The sequence below is a fragment of the Ruegeria sp. HKCCD8929 genome, from assembly GCF_013031405.1.
Taxonomy (GTDB): Bacteria; Pseudomonadota; Alphaproteobacteria; order Rhodobacterales; family Rhodobacteraceae; genus Ruegeria.
Map to the genome: position 1 here is coordinate 57,451 of NZ_WPZY01000017.1, position 16,971 is coordinate 74,421.

General features: G+C 59.6%; 29 protein-coding genes. 3 read left to right on the top strand and 26 right to left on the bottom strand.

Translation table 11 applies throughout. The annotated features are described in order from the left end of the window. Window positions 1-45: 45 nt before the first annotated feature. The 14 genes from GOX53_RS20700 to GOX53_RS20765 form a co-directional block, all read right to left on the bottom strand. The gene (locus GOX53_RS20700) at window positions 46-261 is read right to left on the bottom strand and encodes a DUF1127 domain-containing protein (RefSeq protein WP_171179740.1); all 216 of its coding nucleotides are present in this window, start codon (window positions 259-261) and stop codon (window positions 46-48) included. A 206-nt stretch (window positions 262-467) separates the two neighbouring features. After that, window positions 468-656 (bottom strand): 50S ribosomal protein L30, encoded by a 189-nt coding sequence (rpmD, locus tag GOX53_RS20705; RefSeq protein WP_113791481.1) that lies wholly within the window; start codon window positions 654-656, stop codon window positions 468-470. A 12-nt stretch (window positions 657-668) separates the two neighbouring features. Then, complete coding sequence (rpsE, locus tag GOX53_RS20710) at window positions 669-1,250, bottom strand: 30S ribosomal protein S5 (RefSeq protein WP_171179742.1); 582 nt, start codon at window positions 1,248-1,250, stop codon at window positions 669-671. A gap of 178 nt (window positions 1,251-1,428) precedes the next feature. Further along, on the bottom strand, window positions 1,429-1,788 hold the full coding sequence (rplR, locus tag GOX53_RS20715) for a 50S ribosomal protein L18 (protein ID WP_171179744.1): 360 nt from the start codon (window positions 1,786-1,788) through the stop codon (window positions 1,429-1,431). Window positions 1,789-1,799: 11 nt separating this feature from the next. Further along, entirely contained in the window at window positions 1,800-2,333 is a 534-nt protein-coding gene (rplF, locus tag GOX53_RS20720; protein WP_171179747.1) for a 50S ribosomal protein L6, read from the bottom strand. Between the two features lie 11 nt (window positions 2,334-2,344). Beyond that, window positions 2,345-2,737, bottom strand: a complete 393-nt coding sequence (gene rpsH, locus GOX53_RS20725) for a 30S ribosomal protein S8 (protein ID WP_171179749.1) — start codon at window positions 2,735-2,737, stop codon at window positions 2,345-2,347. 13 nt (window positions 2,738-2,750) lie between these two features. After that, window positions 2,751-3,056: a 30S ribosomal protein S14 gene (rpsN, locus tag GOX53_RS20730; protein WP_068340744.1), complete on the bottom strand. Its 306-nt coding sequence runs from the start codon at window positions 3,054-3,056 to the stop codon at window positions 2,751-2,753. A 19-nt stretch (window positions 3,057-3,075) separates the two neighbouring features. Further along, entirely contained in the window at window positions 3,076-3,636 is a 561-nt protein-coding gene (rplE, locus tag GOX53_RS20735) for a 50S ribosomal protein L5 (RefSeq protein WP_171179751.1), read from the bottom strand. Then, complete coding sequence (gene rplX / locus GOX53_RS20740; RefSeq protein ID WP_170440482.1) at window positions 3,629-3,940, bottom strand: 50S ribosomal protein L24; 312 nt, start codon at window positions 3,938-3,940, stop codon at window positions 3,629-3,631. Before rplX ends, rplE begins: the two co-directional genes overlap by 8 nt. Before the next feature lie 2 nt (window positions 3,941-3,942). Then, window positions 3,943-4,311: a 50S ribosomal protein L14 gene (rplN, locus tag GOX53_RS20745; protein WP_039523372.1), complete on the bottom strand. Its 369-nt coding sequence runs from the start codon at window positions 4,309-4,311 to the stop codon at window positions 3,943-3,945. Window positions 4,312-4,387: 76 nt separating this feature from the next. After that, entirely contained in the window at window positions 4,388-4,618 is a 231-nt protein-coding gene (rpsQ, locus tag GOX53_RS20750; protein ID WP_171179753.1) for a 30S ribosomal protein S17, read from the bottom strand. A gap of 4 nt (window positions 4,619-4,622) precedes the next feature. Further along, the gene (rpmC, locus tag GOX53_RS20755; protein WP_010437082.1) at window positions 4,623-4,829 is read right to left on the bottom strand and encodes a 50S ribosomal protein L29; all 207 of its coding nucleotides are present in this window, start codon (window positions 4,827-4,829) and stop codon (window positions 4,623-4,625) included. 172 nt (window positions 4,830-5,001) lie between these two features. After that, window positions 5,002-5,394, bottom strand: coding sequence for a type II toxin-antitoxin system death-on-curing family toxin (locus GOX53_RS20760; protein ID WP_371810376.1), 393 nt, complete (start codon window positions 5,392-5,394; stop codon window positions 5,002-5,004). Next, entirely contained in the window at window positions 5,387-5,572 is a 186-nt protein-coding gene (locus tag GOX53_RS20765; protein WP_171179757.1) for a hypothetical protein, read from the bottom strand. Before GOX53_RS20765 ends, GOX53_RS20760 begins: the two co-directional genes overlap by 8 nt. 370 nt (window positions 5,573-5,942) lie before the next feature. Here GOX53_RS20765 and GOX53_RS20770 point away from each other — a divergent pair, with 370 nt between their 5' ends. The 3 genes from GOX53_RS20770 (at window position 5,943) to GOX53_RS20780 (ending at window position 8,385) form a co-directional block, all read left to right on the top strand. Further along, a complete protein-coding gene (locus tag GOX53_RS20770) occupies window positions 5,943-7,046 on the top strand; it encodes an alpha/beta hydrolase (RefSeq protein WP_371810375.1) in 1,104 nt (367 codons plus the stop codon). A 247-nt stretch (window positions 7,047-7,293) separates the two neighbouring features. Further along, entirely contained in the window at window positions 7,294-7,734 is a 441-nt protein-coding gene (locus GOX53_RS20775; protein WP_171179761.1) for a GFA family protein, read from the top strand. A 465-nt stretch (window positions 7,735-8,199) separates the two neighbouring features. After that, entirely contained in the window at window positions 8,200-8,385 is a 186-nt protein-coding gene (locus GOX53_RS20780) for a hypothetical protein (RefSeq protein ID WP_171179763.1), read from the top strand. A gap of 119 nt (window positions 8,386-8,504) precedes the next feature. On the opposite strand, the gene GOX53_RS20785 is transcribed toward GOX53_RS20780, so the two are convergent. The 12 genes from GOX53_RS20785 to GOX53_RS20840 form a co-directional block, all read right to left on the bottom strand. Continuing rightward, window positions 8,505-9,125, bottom strand: a complete 621-nt coding sequence (locus tag GOX53_RS20785) for a 2OG-Fe(II) oxygenase family protein (RefSeq protein ID WP_171179765.1) — start codon at window positions 9,123-9,125, stop codon at window positions 8,505-8,507. Between the two features lie 159 nt (window positions 9,126-9,284). Next, complete coding sequence (gene rplP, locus GOX53_RS20790) at window positions 9,285-9,698, bottom strand: 50S ribosomal protein L16 (RefSeq protein WP_171179767.1); 414 nt, start codon at window positions 9,696-9,698, stop codon at window positions 9,285-9,287. Between the two features lie 12 nt (window positions 9,699-9,710). Further along, a complete protein-coding gene (rpsC, locus tag GOX53_RS20795; RefSeq protein WP_171179769.1) occupies window positions 9,711-10,418 on the bottom strand; it encodes a 30S ribosomal protein S3 in 708 nt (235 codons plus the stop codon). Further along, window positions 10,418-10,798 (bottom strand): 50S ribosomal protein L22, encoded by a 381-nt coding sequence (rplV, locus tag GOX53_RS20800; RefSeq protein ID WP_171179771.1) that lies wholly within the window; start codon window positions 10,796-10,798, stop codon window positions 10,418-10,420. The genes rpsC and rplV overlap by 1 nt, the downstream gene beginning before the upstream one ends. A 3-nt stretch (window positions 10,799-10,801) precedes the next feature. Further along, complete coding sequence (gene rpsS / locus GOX53_RS20805; protein ID WP_058260876.1) at window positions 10,802-11,080, bottom strand: 30S ribosomal protein S19; 279 nt, start codon at window positions 11,078-11,080, stop codon at window positions 10,802-10,804. A gap of 3 nt (window positions 11,081-11,083) precedes the next feature. Further along, window positions 11,084-11,926 (bottom strand): 50S ribosomal protein L2, encoded by an 843-nt coding sequence (rplB, locus tag GOX53_RS20810; protein WP_171179772.1) that lies wholly within the window; start codon window positions 11,924-11,926, stop codon window positions 11,084-11,086. Window positions 11,927-12,111: 185 nt separating this feature from the next. Then, the gene (locus tag GOX53_RS20815) at window positions 12,112-13,023 is read right to left on the bottom strand and encodes a hypothetical protein (RefSeq protein ID WP_217351864.1); all 912 of its coding nucleotides are present in this window, start codon (window positions 13,021-13,023) and stop codon (window positions 12,112-12,114) included. Window positions 13,024-13,158: 135 nt separating this feature from the next. Further along, the gene (locus GOX53_RS20820; RefSeq protein WP_171179776.1) at window positions 13,159-13,455 is read right to left on the bottom strand and encodes a 50S ribosomal protein L23; all 297 of its coding nucleotides are present in this window, start codon (window positions 13,453-13,455) and stop codon (window positions 13,159-13,161) included. Beyond that, entirely contained in the window at window positions 13,452-14,069 is a 618-nt protein-coding gene (gene rplD, locus GOX53_RS20825) for a 50S ribosomal protein L4 (RefSeq protein WP_171179778.1), read from the bottom strand. Before rplD ends, GOX53_RS20820 begins: the two co-directional genes overlap by 4 nt. Continuing rightward, entirely contained in the window at window positions 14,066-14,800 is a 735-nt protein-coding gene (gene rplC / locus GOX53_RS20830) for a 50S ribosomal protein L3 (protein WP_171179781.1), read from the bottom strand. Before rplC ends, rplD begins: the two co-directional genes overlap by 4 nt. 18 nt (window positions 14,801-14,818) lie before the next feature. Further along, window positions 14,819-15,133, bottom strand: a complete 315-nt coding sequence (gene rpsJ / locus GOX53_RS20835; RefSeq protein ID WP_005621947.1) for a 30S ribosomal protein S10 — start codon at window positions 15,131-15,133, stop codon at window positions 14,819-14,821. A gap of 326 nt (window positions 15,134-15,459) precedes the next feature. Continuing rightward, window positions 15,460-16,632 carry a Xaa-Pro peptidase family protein gene (locus tag GOX53_RS20840; protein ID WP_171179783.1) on the bottom strand — a complete coding sequence of 391 codons (1,173 nt, stop codon included), beginning with the start codon at window positions 16,630-16,632 and terminating at the stop codon, window positions 15,460-15,462. Between the last annotated feature and the right edge of the window lie 339 nt (window positions 16,633-16,971).

Sequence of the window (16,971 nt, forward strand, 5' to 3'; positions counted from 1 at the left end):
ATGCGGGAGCGTTTGCGTGGGTGGTGGTAGTTGCTGGCGGGCCGATCAGCCCCGCGCGTCGACCTGACGCCAGGCCATGTCCACCAGATCCGAGCGGTGCAGGCCGTATTCGGCCAGCTCGTCATCGCCCATCTGGTTCAACTCTGCATAAGCGCGGCTGAAGGCGGCATAACGGGCGCGGGTGGCGCGGATCGTCTCAAGCGTGTTCTGAACCCAGGCAATCAGGCCAAAACCCTGCGGGCGGTGTGCAAGTGCAACCATTGTCGTTTCCTTTCATCTAACCGGGACCCATTCCCCGGTTCCTGGTTTTCGTCCTTTGTGACACCGCTGAGATAGGGTGAGTCCGCTAGCGTTAACAACCGATGCTTCGGTCTGCCCGCTATGCGGTTTGCGCATGGCAAACGATCAAAGAAAAACGCCCCCGGTTTCCCGAGGGCGTTTCCGAATTTCAGATCTTTGAAAGGCGCTTAGTCGCGCTCTTCGATGATCTCGACCAGATGCGGGATCTTGTTGACCATGCCGCGGACCGAGGGGGTGTCCTCGAGCTCGCGGGTCTTGTGCATCTTGTTCAGGCCCAGGCCGATCAGGGTTGCGCGCTGTTCGGCGGGGCGGCGGATCGGGGAGCCGATCTGCTTGACGACGATGGTTTTTGCCATGGGTCGCTCTCCTTATGCTTCTGCTTCAGCAGCAGGTGCCTCGGCCGCAGGGGCTTCGTCCCGCTTGGGCAGGATGTCGGCAACCTTCTTGCCACGACGCTGTGCAACCGAACGCGGGCTCTGCTCTTTCTGCAGGCCGTTGATGGTGGCGCGGATCATGTTGTAGGGGTTCTGCGAGCCCAGCGACTTGGACACAACGTCCTTTACGCCCAGCATTTCGAACACGGCACGCATCGGACCACCGGCGATGATACCAGTACCTTCAGGTGCGGTGCGCATAACCACTTTACCGGCGCCGTGACGGCCTTCGATGTCGTGGTGCAGGGTGCGGCCCTCGCGCAGTTGCACGCGGATCATCTGACGCTTGGCCTGTTCAGTCGCCTTGCGGATGGCCTCGGGCACTTCTTTCGCCTTGCCCTTGCCAAAGCCGACACGGCCTTTCTGATCGCCGACAACCACCAGAGCGGCGAAGCCAAAGCGCTTACCACCTTTTACGGTTTTCGACACGCGGTTGATCGCAACCAGGCGATCTGCAAATTCCGGTGCTTCCTCGCGGTCGCGGCCCCGGCCCCGACGCTGTTCACGTTCTGCCATTTTGGCATCCCTTTCTCTCATGGCGCTCTCGGCGCCTGTTGTCCAATCGAAGTGCCCCGGATGTTACGAGGGCCCCGATCATCGAGGCGGGCGGACCCGCCTTCAAAGCAAGATGGGTGCAAGCACCCATCCTACGGTTCTTTTGCATGTAGGATGGGTGCTTGCACCCATCGCCACATCAGATCTTCAGACCGCCTTCACGCGCGGCGTCGGCCAGAGCCTTCACCTTGCCGTGGAACAGGAAGCCGCCCCGATCGAAATAGGCCTCTTCGACGCCTGCCTTCTTGGCACGCTCGGCGATGGCCGCGCCCACCTTGATGGCCGCTTCGACGTTGTTCTTGCCGACAACACCCAGATCCTTTTCCAGGGTCGAGGCCGAGGCCAGGGTCACGCCACGCACGTCGTCGATCAGCTGAACAGAGATGTTCTTGTTCGACCGGTGTACGGACAGACGCGGGCGACCCGCGTTGACCTTGCGAAGTTTGTTCCGAACGCGCAGGCGGCGCTTCAGAAACAGGGTACGTTTGCTGTTTGCCATATCTAGCGTCCTTACTTCTTCTTGCCTTCCTTGCGGAAGATGAACTCGCCCTTGTAGCGGATGCCCTTGCCTTTGTACGGCTCGGGACGGCGCCATTCGCGGATTTTGGCCGCAACTTCGCCCACCTGCTGCTGGTCGATACCTTCCACAACGATCTCGGTCTGCTTCGGCGCGGTGATGGTGACACCTTCCGGAGCGGTGAAATCGACGTCGTGGCTGTAGCCCAGGTTCAGCTTCAGGGTGTTGCCCTGCATCTGCGCCCGGTAACCCACACCCTGGATCTCAAGCTCTTTCTTGAAGCCGTTGGTCACGCCTTCAACCAGATTGGCAACCATGGTGCGGCTCATGCCCCACTGCTGGCGCGCGCGCTTGGACATCCCGCGAGGGTTGATCTGCACAACGTTGTCTTCGACCGACAGCGTTACGTCATCGGTTGCGGTGAAGCTGCGGGTGCCTTTCGGACCTTTGACTTCGATGGTCTGGCCGGACACAGAGGCGGTAACGCCGCTGGGCAGCTCGACCGGTTTCTTACCAATACGAGACATTGCAGACCTCCTTAGAAGACGGTGCAGAGCACTTCGCCGCCAACATTGTTGGAGCGCGCGTTTGCGTCCGACATCACACCTTTCGGAGTGCTGACAATCGACACGCCCAGGCCCTGACGGACCTGTGGGATGTCATTGACGCCCATGTACACGCGACGGCCGGGCTTGGAGACCCGCTTGAGTTCGCGAATGACAGGGGTGCCTTCGTAGTATTTCAGGCTGATTTCGATGGCCGGATGACCGTTTGCACCGGTCGTCTTTTCATAGCCACGGATGTAGCCTTCGTCCGCCAGCACGTCCAGAACCCAGGCGCGCAGTTTCGACGCCGGAGTGTTCACGGTGGACTTGCCGCGCATTTGCGCGTTGCGGATACGGGTGAGCATATCGCCGATAGGATCGTTCATATCTGTCTCTCCCTTACCAGCTCGATTTCACCATGCCGGGGATCTGACCAGCAGAGCCCAGCTCGCGCAGCGCAATACGGCTGACCTTGAGCTTACGGTAGTAAGCGTGCGGACGGCCGGTGAGCTGGCAGCGGTTGTGCAGACGGGTTGCCGAGCTGTTGCGCGGCAGTTTCGCCAGTTTCAGACGCGCCTTGAAGCGCTCTTCCATCGGGCGGCTCTCGTCATTCGCGATCTCTTTCAGCTCGGCGCGCTTTGCGGCGTATTTTGCCACCAGGCGCTCGCGCTTCTTCTCGCGCTCGATCATTGCTTTTTTAGCCATGTCTTAATCCTCCCGTCGCTCAGGCGTTGAAGGGCATGTTGAATTGCTTCAACAGTGCCTTGCCTTCAGCGTCGGTTTTCGCTGTGGTGGCAATTACGATGTCCATGCCCCAGACCTCGTCGACCTTGTCGAAGTCGATTTCCGGGAACACGATGTGCTCTTTCATGCCCATGGCAAAGTTGCCGCGGCCATCGAACGAGGGTTTCACACCGCGGAAGTCACGCACACGCGGCATCGCGATGGTGATCAGGCGATCCAGGAATTCGTACATCCGGTCGCCGCGCAGGGTCACCTTGGCACCCAGCGGCATTTCTTCACGGACGCGGAAGCCTGCGATGGACTTCTTCGCCTTGGTCGCAACGGCCTTCTGACCGGCGATGGCCGTCAGATCCTCGACAGCCGACTTGGCTTTCTTGGAATCCTTGACCGCCTCGGAGCCGCAGCCGATGTTCAGAACGATTTTTTCCAGCTTGGGCAGCTGCATGTCGTTCGTGTAACCGAACTCTTCTTTCAGAGCGGCGCGGATCTTGTTGGCGTACTGAGCTTTCAGACGCGGGGTATAGGTTGCAGCTTCAGGCATCGATCACGTCCCCCGTGGTCTTGGCGAAGCGAACCTTCTTGTCGCCTTCCATGCGGAAGCCGACGCGGGTTGCCTTGCCGTTCTTGTCCAGCAGTGCCAGGTTCGACAGCTCGATCGGGTTTGCCTGAGGCAGGCGGCCACCCTGGCTGTTCTGGGTCTGGCGGGTGTGGCGGATGGCGATGTTGATGCCGTCGACAACAGCTTTGCCGGCTTTCGGGTCAACCGAGGTAATGGTGCCCTCTTTGCCCTTGTCCTTGCCGGCCAGCACGACGACCTTGTCGCCTTTGCGGAGTTTAGCAGCCATGATTACAGCACCTCCGGAGCCAGCGAGATGATTTTCATGAAGTTCTTGCCGCGCAGTTCACGAACAACGGGGCCAAAGATACGGGTACCGATCGGCTCGTTGTTGTTGTTCAGGATAACGGCGGCGTTGCGATCGAAGCGGATCGCGGTGCCGTCTTCGCGGCGGACTTCCTTGGCGGTGCGCACGACGACGGCCTTGCGGACGTCCCCTTTCTTTACGCGGCCGCGCGGGATGGCTTCCTTCACCGAGACGACAATGATGTCGCCGACGGAGGCGTATTTACGCTTGGAACCACCCAGGACCTTGATGCACTGAACTCGGCGGGCGCCGGAGTTGTCAGCGACATCCAGATTGGTCTGCATCTGGATCATGTGGTTTCTCCCGACCTGTGGGGGCTGGTCTTGTTAGTTCCCCCAGGGTTTCGACAAAAGGAAAAGTCCTGGTGGCTTACGCCTCCAGAACCTCCCAGCGTTTCGTCTTCGATTTCGGCGCGCATTCGATGATGCGGACTGTATCGCCGACCTTGAAGGCGTTCTTTTCGTCGTGAGCCCGGTATTTCTTGGACTTACGGACGGTCTTGTGCAGCAGCGGGTGCTTGAAGCGGCGCTCCACCAGCACGGTTACTGTCTGTTCGTTGGCGTCGCTGGTCACGGTGCCTTGCAGGATACGCTTGGGCATCTGATTACTCCTCGGATGCCGCGGCAGCGGCCTTTTCGTTCAGAATGGTTTTGACGCGGGCAGCGTTGCGGCGGGCCGCTTTGATGCCGGCAGTGTTTTCCAGCTGACCGGTTGCCTGTTGAAAGCGCAGGTTAAAGCTTTCTTTCTTCAGGTTGGCCAGTTCCTCGCGGAGCTGGTCCGGGGTCTTGTCACGCAGTTCTTGGGCGTTCATCGCCTTTTTCCTTTGCTCAAAACACCAGAAGGCCCCCTGACAGGGTCACCTTGGACCTGGTGGATGAATGATAGACATACGAATCCCCCGCCGGGGCAGGTGATCGCAGGATGCCGCTCTATAGGGGGTTCGGGGGTGGGTGGCAAGGGAAAGTTTTCGTCGGCGCCGTTAGTCAAACACCTTGCTCAACTTTGCTCAAACGAGCCTTGAACCAAACGTGCAATTCATCAAATCCCATTTGGCCAGCGGCCACAGCAACAACCAAGTCGTCGATCGGTTCATCATCATCGATGTCGAGTCGGTATCCGCTTCTCTGGACCAGAACCTCAATCAACAGCCAAGCTGTTCGTTTGTTGCCATCGACAAAGCCATGATTGCCTACCATGCTTTGCAGAAGGGCGGCAGCCTTCCTTGAAATCGCACGATGGTATCCGGAGTAGGGACGGCCCAAGGCTGACTCGATGAGATCGAGGCTGGTAACGCCGTCGCGGCCACCATAAGTTAACGCTTCGTCGTGCGCCGCAATCGCATCGGCAAGCGTGACCCTGTAGTGGCCCCTACCTATCGGCCAGCCGCTTCAGTGCGGATTTGCGTTTTTCCGAAGCCCCCTTCACCACAGAAACCGTCTTGGTCGTTGCCTTGAAAACACCCGACGAGGAACCGACTTCCACAAAGCGCCCACTTTTCGCGCTGCGCGCGATGTAGCCGCCCTTAACTGTGGTTTTGTTTGCCCTGATGGTCATCTAATATTTCCTCAATGCACCAACAATATGGACGGTGCCAAGTGTATTCGCAAGCTTCTTGCAGCTAGCAGCCAAATAGTTAAATTTCAGTTTGGAACGCGATCCATGACAAAGTCATGACCCATAAAATCTTAATCCCGCGTGTAGCTTGACCTTACGCTGATCCGCCCTTCGTTGGCACTACCGTCAGAATTTCATAGCGCCTGCTTTTCTTCGGCAAAAACTGTTGGCTTCAGGACTAACATTGCCTGTTGGGCTCAGACCCTTTACCAACGGAACACACTGGGTTTTGAGGCCAACTTGACGAACCTGTTAAACAAATACGCCGAAACTGCGAGTTGCTGACCACAAATTTGGGAGTATGAGGGTCGTGAAATATCTCAAATTTCTGGGTGTGGTCGCGGCGGTCGCGGTGGTGATAGGCTGCTCGCGCGCACCGGAACTTATCGGTGTCGACAACCCCGCCTATCCGACCGCGTCGGTCGCCAGCGCAACGAGGCATCAGGTGTTCATCGCGTCCACCCGCCAGGCAACCGAGGCCGTCGGTGCCCTGTATTCAGAGAGACGCGCACCCGAACTGGGGCTGGCATCGGTCGAGGTATCGGTCCCCCCGAACCACGAGACCGGGCATCTTGAGCGGGCCAAGAGACTGCCGCCGGACCCTCGGACCGAATTCGCCATCGTTGAGCCCAAGATTTATGGCTCGGACGAAGCCTTTATTCGCGCGGTGAATGCCGAGCTTGCCAAACTGCCGCCCGGCAACCGGGACATTCTATTTTTTGTGCACGGTTACAACAACACGACCAGTGACGCCGTTCTGCGCCTTGCGCAGTTCGTCGAGGACTCGGGCTATGTCGGTGTCCCGATCCTGTTTGACTGGGCCTCGGCCGCGAAGCTGACGAAATATGTCTACGACCTGAACAGCGCATTGATCGCGCGCCCGAAGGTCGAGGAAATCGGCGCCATCCTGTCGCGCACCAATGCCAGCGGCTACGATGTGTTTGCCCATTCGATGGGCGCGTTCCTGACCATGGAGGCGATGGTGGATGCCTCGAAACGGGGACGGCTGCACTATGCCAGGCGGCTGCAAACCGTGATCCTAGCCTCGCCCGACATCGACATGGACCTGTTTCGGATCCAGCTGCAGGAGATCGGTGAGCAGGAGCAGGAAATCTTTGTGCTGCTCTCGCAGGATGACAGCGCGCTCAACTTCTCGCGGCGGCTGGCCGGTGGGGTGCCGCGTGTCGGCGCAAGCAACAGCGAAGAGCTGGCCGAGCTTGGGGTCGTGGCCATTGATCTGACCGAGATCGACGACTCGAGCTCGGGCAGCCATTCCAAGTTTGCCGGCTCGCCGGAGATCGTGCAGTTGCTTGGCGTCGGGCTGAACAACCACGGCCGCTTCGACAGGGCGACGCAGGTTGCAAATCTGGGAGAGATGCTGGCCGGGTTGCCGATCCAGATTGTGTTTGACTGAAACCCGGCCTTTGCCCCACAGGCAGTTGAAACTGACGCTGATCTGACCCTCATCGACCATGCACATCGGTCCTTCGTGGCGCAACCAACTGGCCCATGTCCGGCAGTAGAAAACTGCCACCGCGCGCGCCGCGCCGGAATGCCCCGACAAAACTCAGGCGAAGGTCTGTATTGCCATTCAGCCGGGTTCGGCGTCCCATGAAACATGGGCGCCGCCAGCGCCCAAAACCTGCAGAGGAGGATTCGAGATGTCCAGCCCCTACTCAGGAGGATGTGACCACGTCAAGGTCGTGGCCAGCGCTGAACCGATTGACAATCACGAGTGCCATTGCAACGTCTGCAAGTCCGTGACCGGGCAACAATACACCCATGTCGCGTTCTTCAACTACGCCGATGTGACGGCGGATCATGAAGACAGGATGAACCGGCAGCCGTTCAACGCCGACAATCCCGATGGCCCGCTTGAACTGTGCACCTGCGGCGAATGCGGGGCGGCGCTGATGCTGGATGACAGGGAAAAACGTATCCGCGTCGCCGTGCCCAATGTGATGGGATATGATGACAGCGGTTTCCCTGCAGCGACCTATCACGCGTTTTATGACGAGAGCAAAGGCTACGCCAAGCCGTCCGACGGCCGGCCGGTCTACGACAGCCTGCGCCCGGAATTTGTCTGGCCCGCTTCAGCCTGAGGGTTAATCCATCCCCGGGCATCCTTCGCGACGGAGGATGAGTCCGGTCTGCGCACGGGCCCATGGTGGCCCGCCCGACCGATCATGTAGATCAGCGGCTGAACCTCGCGCCGCGCCTCGTGCCGACGCGTGGGTAGAGCCGTCATTCGGCCAGAGCGCGGGTCTTCGAGCCTGAGGGGCTCGCTCGGTCCGGCATCGCCTCACGGGTGGTGCCGGAAATGATGCCGTGTGGGTGCAGACGAGGGGATGCCGCGCTCGCGGCAGGTCTCTGCAGGATACCATTTGCAAGGGTGGTGGTAGGGAACAAGGGAGAGTTTTGGTGACTTCACCCGTCGCGCAACAGCAGTTCAAATCAAATGGTCTCAGGCACCTCATACTCACCTTTACGTTGATCTCAAAGTATAGCAGTTAACGAAGAGACGTGGCGATGACGCGCTGCACGATTCAATGACGAAAGCATACTGAATGGATTTTTCCACAACGCTCGATATTCTTGTCTTCCTGAACGCAGCGAGCATTATCTATCTTGTCTGGTACGCGTGGTATCTTTTTGTCGCCAACAAAGGCGACCCCGGCGCATTGGGCCTTGCCGTCGCGGCGATGGCATTTCTAAACTTGATGGATCAGGCCAAGGATTGGATCGGCTTGTAGACAGGCCAACGACGCGACCATCCCCACCCTACGGGGCAATCCGCCGGACACAAACCGTTTGGATATGTCAGAAACCCCGGTCGTGCGTTGTAGGGATCAAATCCAAGCAGCCCGCCGTCCTAATCCCACCGGTAATTGAAACTGACGCTGATCCGTTCGTCTTCGGCCATGTTCATCGGCACCTCGTGGCGCAGCCAGCTTTCCCACAGCAGGACATCGCCCACCGCGGGTTTCATGTAGATGAACGGCTGCAAATCGCGCCGCGCCTCTTTCCGGCGTGTGGGCGCGGCCATCATCCGGCCTGAGCGCGGGTCTTCGAGCTTGAGCGCGCTCGCCCCGTCGGGCATCGCCACATAGGTGGTGCCTGAAATGACGCTGTGCGGGTGCAGGTGAGAGGCGTGCATGCCGCCCTCGGGCAGGATGTTGATCCACAGGTCTTCGAGCTTCAGTTCGCGATCATCCAGATCGAATTCGAGATCTTGGGCAAAGGCAGCGACATGGCTGTCCAGCACCTTGACGAGATCGGCGAAGATCGGGAACCGCCAGGGCAGATCGGTCAGCGAGGCATAGCTGGTATAGCCGGGATAGCCGTTCTGTTCGCACCAGTCCTGCCCGGCCTCATCATCCTCGGCGATGACAAGGCAGGAGTTTTCCAGTTCCTCCGCGTCGATCTTTGGAGCGAATTCCGACAAGGCGGCGCGATAGAGGCGGGTGACGAAGAGCGATTCAATCTGTGGCATGGCGCCCTCTTATCTCAGCCCTGCACTCAGGGCGAGAGGCGTTTTTGCGAGGCGCTGCCTCGCGCTCCGGAGGACGGGGGCAGCGCCCCCAAATAGAAAACCCCCGCCGGTGTCCCAGCGAGGGCTGTCATGTCGTAGGATGGGGTTTCACCCCATCGCTTACCAGTCTTCGCGGACCACGACGCGGGTCTTGATCGGCAGTTTCATCGCGGCCAGGCGCAGGGCCTCGCGGGCGATTTCGTCATTGACGCCGTCGATCTCGAACATCACACGACCGGGCTTTACTTTCGCTGCCCAGAAGTCAACGGAGCCTTTACCTTTACCCATACGGACTTCGGTCGGCTTCGAGGTCACGGGAGTATCCGGGAAGATCCGGATCCAGACGCGGCCCTGACGCTTCATGTGACGGGTCATGGCACGACGTGCAGCTTCGATCTGGCGCGCGGTGACGCGTTCGGGCTGCAGTGCTTTCAGACCGTAGGTGCCAAAGTTCAGATCAGAGCCGCCCTTGGCTTCGCCCTTGATCCTGCCTTTGTGCATCTTGCGGAATTTTGTACGCTTTGGTTGAAGCATCTCAATTCCTCCTTAACGACGGCCGCCTGCACCGCGAGGCGCCGGACCGTCCTGGAGTTCCTGTGCTTTACGGTCACGTGCCTGCGGATCGTGCTCCATGATCTCACCTTTGAAGATCCAGACCTTGATCCCGATGATCCCGTAAGGAGTCATCGCTTCGGCATGTGCGTAATCGATGTCGGCACGCAGGGTGTGCAGAGGCACGCGGCCTTCGCGGTACCACTCGGTCCGTGCGATCTCGGCACCGCCCAGACGGCCCGCGACGTTCACCCGGATACCCAGGGCGCCCATGCGCATGGCGTTCTGAACCGAGCGCTTCATTGCGCGACGGAACGAGACGCGGCGCTCGAGCTGCTGAGCGATGGACTCGGCAACCAGCTGCGCGTCAAGCTCGGGCTTGCGCACTTCGACGATGTTCAGGTGCAGTTCGCTGTCGGTCATCGTGGCCAGCTTCTTGCGCAGCACTTCGATGTCTGCGCCTTTCTTGCCGATGATGACACCCGGACGTGCGGTGTGGATCGTCACGCGGCACTTCTTGTGCGGACGCTCGATGATCACACGGGCCACGCCGGCCTGCTTGCATTCCTGCTTGATGAACTCGCGGATCTTGAGGTCTTCCAGCAGAAGATCACCGTAGTCCTTGGTATCAGCGTACCAGCGGCTGTCCCAGGTGCGGTTCACCTGCAGGCGCATGCCGATCGGATTGACTTTATGTCCCATTAGGCTTGCTCCTCAACTTGACGCACCTTGATGGTGATCTCCGAGAACGGCTTCAGGATCTTGCCGAAGCGGCCACGGGCACGGGGGCGACCGCGCTTCATGACCAGGTTCTTGCCGACCCAGGCCTCGGCGACGATCAGCTCGTCGACGTCCAGGTTGTGGTTGTTCTCGGCGTTGGCGATTGCGGACTGAAGGCACTTCTTTACGTCCTGCGCGACACGCTTGTTCGAGAAAGTCAGGTCGGTCAGCGCCTTCTCGACTTTCTTGCCGCGGATCATCGCTGCAACCAGGTTCAGTTTCTGCGGGCTGGTGCGAAGCATGCGGGTTTTCGCCATTGCTTCGTTTTCGGCCACGCGGCGGGGGTTCTTTGCCTTGCCCATGACTTACTTCCGCTTCGCTTTTTTGTCCGCGGCGTGACCGTAATAGGTCCGGGTCGGCGAGTATTCACCGAACTTCTGACCGATCATGTCTTCCGAGACGTTGACGGGGATATGCTTGTGGCCGTTGTATACACCAAAGGTCAGACCCACGAACTGGGGCAGGATGGTGGAACGACGCGACCAGATCTTGATGACTTCGTTGCGGCCCGATTCACGCGACGCTTCGGCTTTTTTCAGCACGTAAGCATCGACGAAAGGACCCTTCCAAACAGAGCGAGACATCTGTTAACGCCCTTTCTTCTTGGCGTGCCGCGAGCGAATGATCAGCTTCTGGGACGCTTTGTTTTTGTTGCGGGTACGGGAGCCCTTGGTGTCCTTGCCCCAGGGCGTGACCGGTGTACGGCCGCCCGAAGTCCGGCCCTCGCCACCACCGTGGGGGTGGTCGATCGGGTTCATGGCAACACCACGAACCGACGGACGCACGCCCTTGTGGCGCATACGGCCGGCTTTACCGTAGTTCTGGTTCGAGTTGTCGGGGTTCGACACGGCACCGATGGTGGCCATGCATTCCTGACGAACCATGCGCAGCTCGCCCGAGCTCAGACGGATCTGGGCGTAACCGCCGTCGCGGCCCACGAACTGGGCGTAGGTGCCGGCGGCCCGTGCGATCTGACCGCCCTTGCCGGGCTTCATCTCGATATTGTGCACGATGGTACCGATCGGCATGCCCGAGAACGGCATTGCGTTGCCCGGCTTGATGTCGGCCTTGGCGGATGCCACGACCTGATCACCAACGGCCAGGCGCTGCGGAGCCAGGATATAGGCCCGCTCGCCGTCTTCGTATTTGATCAGTGCGATGAACGCGGTCCGGTTCGGATCGTATTCGATCCGCTCGACGGTTGCCGCCACATCCATTTTGTTCCGTTTGAAGTCAACGATCCGGTAGAGACGCTTTGCGCCACCGCCGCGGCGGCGTGAAGTGATCCGTCCGGTGTTGTTCCGGCCGCCCGATTTGGTCAGACCCTCAGTGAGAGACTTGACCGGACGTCCTTTCCAAAGCTCCGAACGGTCGATCAGCACCAGCCCGCGCTGGCCCGGCGTCGTCGGCTTGTACGACTTGAGTGCCATGCTTTCTGTCTTCCGTTTAGCAGTGCGAGGAGGTTCCCCGCTATGTGATAGGCCCCCGTAGGTGCCAAGGGTAAAGGGCCCCGAAGGTCCCCGGTTTCAAATATCAGAGGCCCCGGAACGAATCCGAGGCCGCAAGATTGGGTGCGTGTAGCAGCCTTGGGGGTGGGTGTCTATAGGGGAATAAACTACTCGATCGGTGTGCTGCAGACCCGAGCCGCATCAGGGATGCAGGCTTCTTTCGTCGATCCTGCCCAACAACTTCTGATCGAATCCCAGTAGAGTTTTTTCCCTCGTTCGCGCCGAGGTGGAGAATAGTATCGCTCCGACGGAACCATAGTGGCTTTTGTAACCACGTCACGAAGAGGCACCTTTTCCAGCGCCTGGATTTCCGGTGGCAGTATCCTAAACGCCGCCATGTCCAACCCGTCTGCCGTCAACCGTCCAAGAAAACAGCTATACTTGCCGTCTCCGAAAACGAACCGGCTCTCATCGGATATGTCAGTCACGTGCCAATCGTCGGCAATACGCAGAGCCTGAGTGCAGATAAATCGGAAATCGATTTCGAGGGTGAGGTCCTCGCTGACAGGAATTTTCGGCCAGAATGCGCCTTCACCGTACGATACAGTGCGTTTGATTGGAGGCTCCTTTATATTACCTGGCCGCGCGTCCTGCTTGCTGTAGCACATGATTTGCTGATTGAGTGCGGACACTCCATGCTCCGTTTCAACCGGGATCACATAAGTAAGAAAAGCTGCCTCGCCAGTTTCCCAGTGTCTATCATTCCACTCTTTGGTAGACCTCAGATTACGGTCGTGTTTCCAAGGGTAGTAGTATTGATACTGAACGAAAATAAACCCGACGAAGAGAATTACCAAAGCAACCGCTACGCCCAAGAACAGCAGAATTGCTCGACCGAGGACTCTCAATGAGGGCAACGAATTCTCCAGAAACACAGCGTGACCAAGTTCAGGATTGCAACTCAACTCTTGGATGTAAAGGCGCGGAATCAAGGCCGGAGGCCGCCGCGCCAGCGACTGCCCGTTCCGGCGGGCTGGCGCTTTGGGGAGGTTTGCGCCTCGCTGGGAGTTCGGATGCATTTGGCGCCATAAAGCGTGCTGTTCAAATGTTGGGGCGCCATCCCACGGGCAGTCGCTGGGGCGGCTTTCGAGTGGGCCAAAAGAAAAACCCCCGCTTGCGCGGGGGCCTTTATCTCTCTCCCAGGACGGGTCCGATCAGAGACCGGTGGTCACGTCGATGGTGTTGCCCTCTTCCAGGGTCACGTATGCTTTCTTGACGTCTTTCCGCTTGCCCAGACGGCCGCGGAACCGCTTGACCTTGCCTTTGGTCACGGTGGTGTTGACCGCCTTGACCTTGACACCAAACAGCGCCTCGACGGCCTCTTTGATCTGCGGCTTGTTGCTGTCGATCGCCACTTCGAAGACAACCGCGCCGGCCTCGGAGGCCATGGTCGACTTTTCGGTGATGACCGGCTTGCGGATCACGTCGTAATGTTCTGCCTTCGCGCTCATTTCAGACGAGCCTCCAGTGCTTCGACACCCGCCTTGGTGAGCACCAGGGTGTCACGCTTGAGGATGTCATAGACGTTTGCGCCCATCGACGGCAGGATGTCCAGACCTTCGATGTTGCGGGCTGCGCGGGCGAACCCTTCGTTCACGGTGGCGCCGTCGATGACCAGAGCGCGTTTCCAGCCCAGGTTTGCAACCTGCTTGGCCAGAGCGGCGGTCTTGCCTTCTGCTGCGGCGTCTTCGATCACGACCAGTTCACCTGCCTTGGCTTTTGCCGACAGAGCGTGGCGCAGGCCAAGCTTGCGGAACTTCTTGGGCAGGTCGTGGCCGTGCGAACGAGGGGTCGGGCCCTTGTATATACCACCCTTGCGGAAGATCGGCGCGTTGCGGTCACCATGGCGTGCGCCACCGGTGCCCTTCTGGCGGTAGATCTTCTTGGTCGAGTAGCTGGTTTCCGAGCGGGTCTTGACCTTGTGGGTGCCGGCCTGCGCGTTGTTGCGCTGCCAACGGACCACACGGTGCAGGATGTCCGCGCGCGGCTCGAGGCCGAACAGGTCCGCATCCAGCTCGATGTTGCCGGCTTTGCCGCCATCCAGTTTGATTACATCAAGTTTCATGCTTCACCACCTTCCGCGGGTGCTTCTTCCGCAGGTGCTTCGATTGCCTCGGATACAGCCGATTTCACAGCAGCCGGGAAAGGCAGGCCTTCCGGTGCTTTCTTCTTGACGGCGTCCTTGACGGTGACCCAGCCCGATTTCGGTCCGGGAACGGCGCCTTTGATGAAGACCAGACCACGGTCGGCGTCGGTTTTGACAACCTCCAGGTTCTGGGTGGTAACACGGGCAGCACCCATGTGACCGGCCATCTTCTTGCCTTTGAAAACCTTGCCCGGATCCTGACACTGACCGGTCGAACCGTGCGAACGGTGGCTGATCGAAACACCGTGCGAAGCGCGAAGACCACCGAAGTTGTGGCGCTTCATCGCACCGGCAAAGCCTTTACCGATCGAGGTGCCCGAAACGTCAACCTTTTGACCTTCCAGGAAGTGTTCTGCCGAAATCTCGGCGCCCACATCGATCAGGCCATCTTCGGAGACGCGGAACTCGGCCAGCTTACGCTTGGGCTCAACCTTTGCAGCGGCATAGTGACCGCGCATGGCCTTCGAGGTGCGTTTTGCCTTGGCAGCACCGGCGCCCAGCTGAACGGCGGTGTAGCCGTCTTTGTCAGCGGTGCGCTGTGCAACGACCTGCAGGTTGTCCAGGTGAAGAACGGTCACAGGGATCTGCTTGCCGTCTTCCATGAACAGGCGGGTCATGCCAACTTTTTTTGCGATAATACCAGAGCGCATAATCTATACCCTCCGATCTTACGACTGCAGCTTGATCTCGACGTCCACACCAGCAGCGAGGTCGAGCTTCATCAGCGCGTCAACGGTCTGGGGGGTCGGATCAACGATGTCCAAGAGACGCTTGTGCGTGCGGATCTCGAACTGGTCGCGGGATTTCTTGTCAACGTGAGGGCCACGGAGAACCGTGAACTTCTCGATCTTGTTCGGCAGCGGGATCGGGCCACGCACCTGCGCGCCGGTCCGCTTGGCAGTGTTGACGATCTCTTGCGTGCTGGCATCCAGAACGCGATAGTCAAATGCCTTGAGCCGAATACGGATGTTTTGGCTTTGCATATTAACAGCCTTTTATCAGGCGTTGGGGTTGAGAGGAGGACAGACGCGCATCGCCAACCCTCATCGAACCCAAAAGGCGGGAATCACCCCGCCTTGGTGTTCTCGTCGAGAACTCGCGCGCTATACAGGGGGCAGCGCGGTCTGACAAGAGAGAAATGACATGCCTTTGCCGTGGTTCAAGGCCCTGCCGGTCATTTCCTGGGGTGAGGCCTGATCTGCTGCCTCAGCCCCACCGCCCCATCGGCTTCGGAGAACCGGGGTAAGCTGGTCGAGGCCAGCGGTCGGCGCGGACGGGGAAAGGTGTGAGGGCGCCTGGTCTGAACCCGTCACCCGATCACCGGCAGTTCCGGCGTAGCGCGGGTGGTCAACAGCTCCGCGGCTCCGCTTCGCACCACGATGTTTTCCTCATGCACCATCATCAGCCCGTCGCCGTAAGAGAGCGAGGGCTCAATGGTCAGCACCATATTCTCGGCCAGCACGGTTTCGTCAAAATCCGCATGCGACGGCTGTTCGGTCAGTTGCATTCCCAGCCCATGGCCAAGCCGCCCGATATCGCCGCCGCTGTCATCCATCTCGGCAATCACCGCCGACATCGCATGGAACAGATCGCGGCAGGTGTTGCCCGGCCTTGCGGCCTCGATCCCCGCCTGGGTCGCGCGCCATAGCACGTCATAGGCCCGCCGGGCTGTGTCATTCGCGCGCCCGATCGCCCAGTTTCGGTCGAAGTCGCAGAAATACCCGTCCCAGGTGCATCCCGTGTCCAGCATCAGTACATCGCCGGTTTGCAGAGGACGGCGCGAGGGGGGCGAGATCACATCGGCATAGCCCCCCTGATCGGCGGCCCCCACGAGATAAGGCACATCATCGGCGCCCAGCCCGATCGCCGTGCGCCGAAACGTGCGAAAGACCTCTTCCAGCGGCGTGCCTTCGGCGATGAACCCAGGCACCTCGGCAAAAGCCGCCGAGCCGATGGCGCAGATATGGCCGAGCTTCTCGATCTCTGCCGGCGTCTTGACCATGCGCAGCCCCTGCATCAGCCCGGTCGCGTCGGCAACGTCCAGACCCGGCAGAGCCGCCATCAGCCGCTCCCAGTCCCCCAGCGGCATTCGCAGGTGGGTCTCATGTCCCTTCATCACACCCAGCCGCGCGCCACTTGCCGCCAGAGGCGCCAGAAGTTCGGTCAAAAGGCTGATCCCGTCATCCTCGGGCGCCGGTGCGCTCCATGTGCGGATGTCGTCCAGCCAACTCCGACGCATCAGTTCGGCGCCGATCTCGGGGATTACGGCAACGGGTTTACCTTCGGCGGGCACGAACAGGAACCAGGGCCGAGTCGGGCTTTGCCAGAACAGCGTGTGAAAGCCGGTGAAATAGCGCACGTCCGGTTCGGTGGTCAGAAGCAGGCCGGCGAGATCGGCCTTGGCCATTTGTGCCTGCGCCTTTGCGGTGCGGTTTTGAAATTCCGCGTCTCTAAACCCGCGGCGCGGGGCCTCAAGCTGCATCGGTTGTCTCCAGTTTGATTTCGCCGCAAAGGGCTGCAAGCACGACGCCAAATTCCAGGATCGTGATATACACTCTTCGGTGTTCACGACAGTCTGTGTTGAAAACACGGCAGGTTCCTGGCTCCAGCCTTCTCATCCAAAGCGACATGGTCGCCCCGCCCGTCAAGGGACGGGCGGCCCAATTCGATTGCTAGTATTTTGTGTTGCACTGGTCCACCGGCTTTTGCCGCAAACAGGAAACCACCCGAAGCTGGCGTGTAGGTTTTGATTTATCAGGGAGGATTTGGTTGCGGGAGCAGGATTTGAACCTGCGACCTTCAGGTTATGAGCCTGACGAGC

Excerpts from the sequence above, each read along its gene's own strand:
- GOX53_RS20700 (WP_171179740.1), bottom strand. The coding sequence starts at position 261 with ATGGTTGCACTTGCACACCGCCCGCAGGGTTTTGGCCTGATTGCCTGG.
- rpmD (WP_113791481.1), bottom strand. The coding sequence starts at position 656 with ATGGCAAAAACCATCGTCGTCAAGCAGATCGGCTCCCCGATCCGCCGC.
- rpsE (WP_171179742.1), bottom strand. The coding sequence starts at position 1,250 with ATGGCAGAACGTGAACAGCGTCGGGGCCGGGGCCGCGACCGCGAGGAA.
- rplR (WP_171179744.1), bottom strand. The coding sequence starts at position 1,788 with ATGGCAAACAGCAAACGTACCCTGTTTCTGAAGCGCCGCCTGCGCGTT.
- rplF (WP_171179747.1), bottom strand. The coding sequence starts at position 2,333 with ATGTCTCGTATTGGTAAGAAACCGGTCGAGCTGCCCAGCGGCGTTACC.
- rpsH (WP_171179749.1), bottom strand. The coding sequence starts at position 2,737 with ATGAACGATCCTATCGGCGATATGCTCACCCGTATCCGCAACGCGCAA.
- rpsN (WP_068340744.1), bottom strand. The coding sequence starts at position 3,056 with ATGGCTAAAAAAGCAATGATCGAGCGCGAGAAGAAGCGCGAGCGCCTG.
- rplE (WP_171179751.1), bottom strand. The coding sequence starts at position 3,636 with ATGCCTGAAGCTGCAACCTATACCCCGCGTCTGAAAGCTCAGTACGCC.
- rplX (WP_170440482.1), bottom strand. The coding sequence starts at position 3,940 with ATGGCTGCTAAACTCCGCAAAGGCGACAAGGTCGTCGTGCTGGCCGGC.
- rplN (WP_039523372.1), bottom strand. The coding sequence starts at position 4,311 with ATGATCCAGATGCAGACCAATCTGGATGTCGCTGACAACTCCGGCGCC.
- rpsQ (WP_171179753.1), bottom strand. The coding sequence starts at position 4,618 with ATGCCCAAGCGTATCCTGCAAGGCACCGTGACCAGCGACGCCAACGAA.
- rpmC (WP_010437082.1), bottom strand. The coding sequence starts at position 4,829 with ATGAACGCCCAAGAACTGCGTGACAAGACCCCGGACCAGCTCCGCGAG.
- GOX53_RS20765 (WP_171179757.1), bottom strand. The coding sequence starts at position 5,572 with ATGACCATCAGGGCAAACAAAACCACAGTTAAGGGCGGCTACATCGCG.
- GOX53_RS20775 (WP_171179761.1), top strand. The coding sequence starts at position 7,294 with ATGTCCAGCCCCTACTCAGGAGGATGTGACCACGTCAAGGTCGTGGCC.
- GOX53_RS20780 (WP_171179763.1), top strand. The coding sequence starts at position 8,200 with ATGGATTTTTCCACAACGCTCGATATTCTTGTCTTCCTGAACGCAGCG.
- GOX53_RS20785 (WP_171179765.1), bottom strand. The coding sequence starts at position 9,125 with ATGCCACAGATTGAATCGCTCTTCGTCACCCGCCTCTATCGCGCCGCC.
- rplP (WP_171179767.1), bottom strand. The coding sequence starts at position 9,698 with ATGCTTCAACCAAAGCGTACAAAATTCCGCAAGATGCACAAAGGCAGG.
- rpsC (WP_171179769.1), bottom strand. The coding sequence starts at position 10,418 with ATGGGACATAAAGTCAATCCGATCGGCATGCGCCTGCAGGTGAACCGC.
- rplV (WP_171179771.1), bottom strand. The coding sequence starts at position 10,798 with ATGGGCAAGGCAAAGAACCCCCGCCGCGTGGCCGAAAACGAAGCAATG.
- rpsS (WP_058260876.1), bottom strand. The coding sequence starts at position 11,080 with ATGTCTCGCTCTGTTTGGAAGGGTCCTTTCGTCGATGCTTACGTGCTG.
- rplB (WP_171179772.1), bottom strand. The coding sequence starts at position 11,926 with ATGGCACTCAAGTCGTACAAGCCGACGACGCCGGGCCAGCGCGGGCTG.
- GOX53_RS20815 (WP_217351864.1), bottom strand. The coding sequence starts at position 13,023 with ATGCATCCGAACTCCCAGCGAGGCGCAAACCTCCCCAAAGCGCCAGCC.
- GOX53_RS20820 (WP_171179776.1), bottom strand. The coding sequence starts at position 13,455 with ATGAGCGCGAAGGCAGAACATTACGACGTGATCCGCAAGCCGGTCATC.
- rplD (WP_171179778.1), bottom strand. The coding sequence starts at position 14,069 with ATGAAACTTGATGTAATCAAACTGGATGGCGGCAAAGCCGGCAACATC.
- rplC (WP_171179781.1), bottom strand. The coding sequence starts at position 14,800 with ATGCGCTCTGGTATTATCGCAAAAAAAGTTGGCATGACCCGCCTGTTC.
- rpsJ (WP_005621947.1), bottom strand. The coding sequence starts at position 15,133 with ATGCAAAGCCAAAACATCCGTATTCGGCTCAAGGCATTTGACTATCGC.
- GOX53_RS20840 (WP_171179783.1), bottom strand. The coding sequence starts at position 16,632 with ATGCAGCTTGAGGCCCCGCGCCGCGGGTTTAGAGACGCGGAATTTCAA.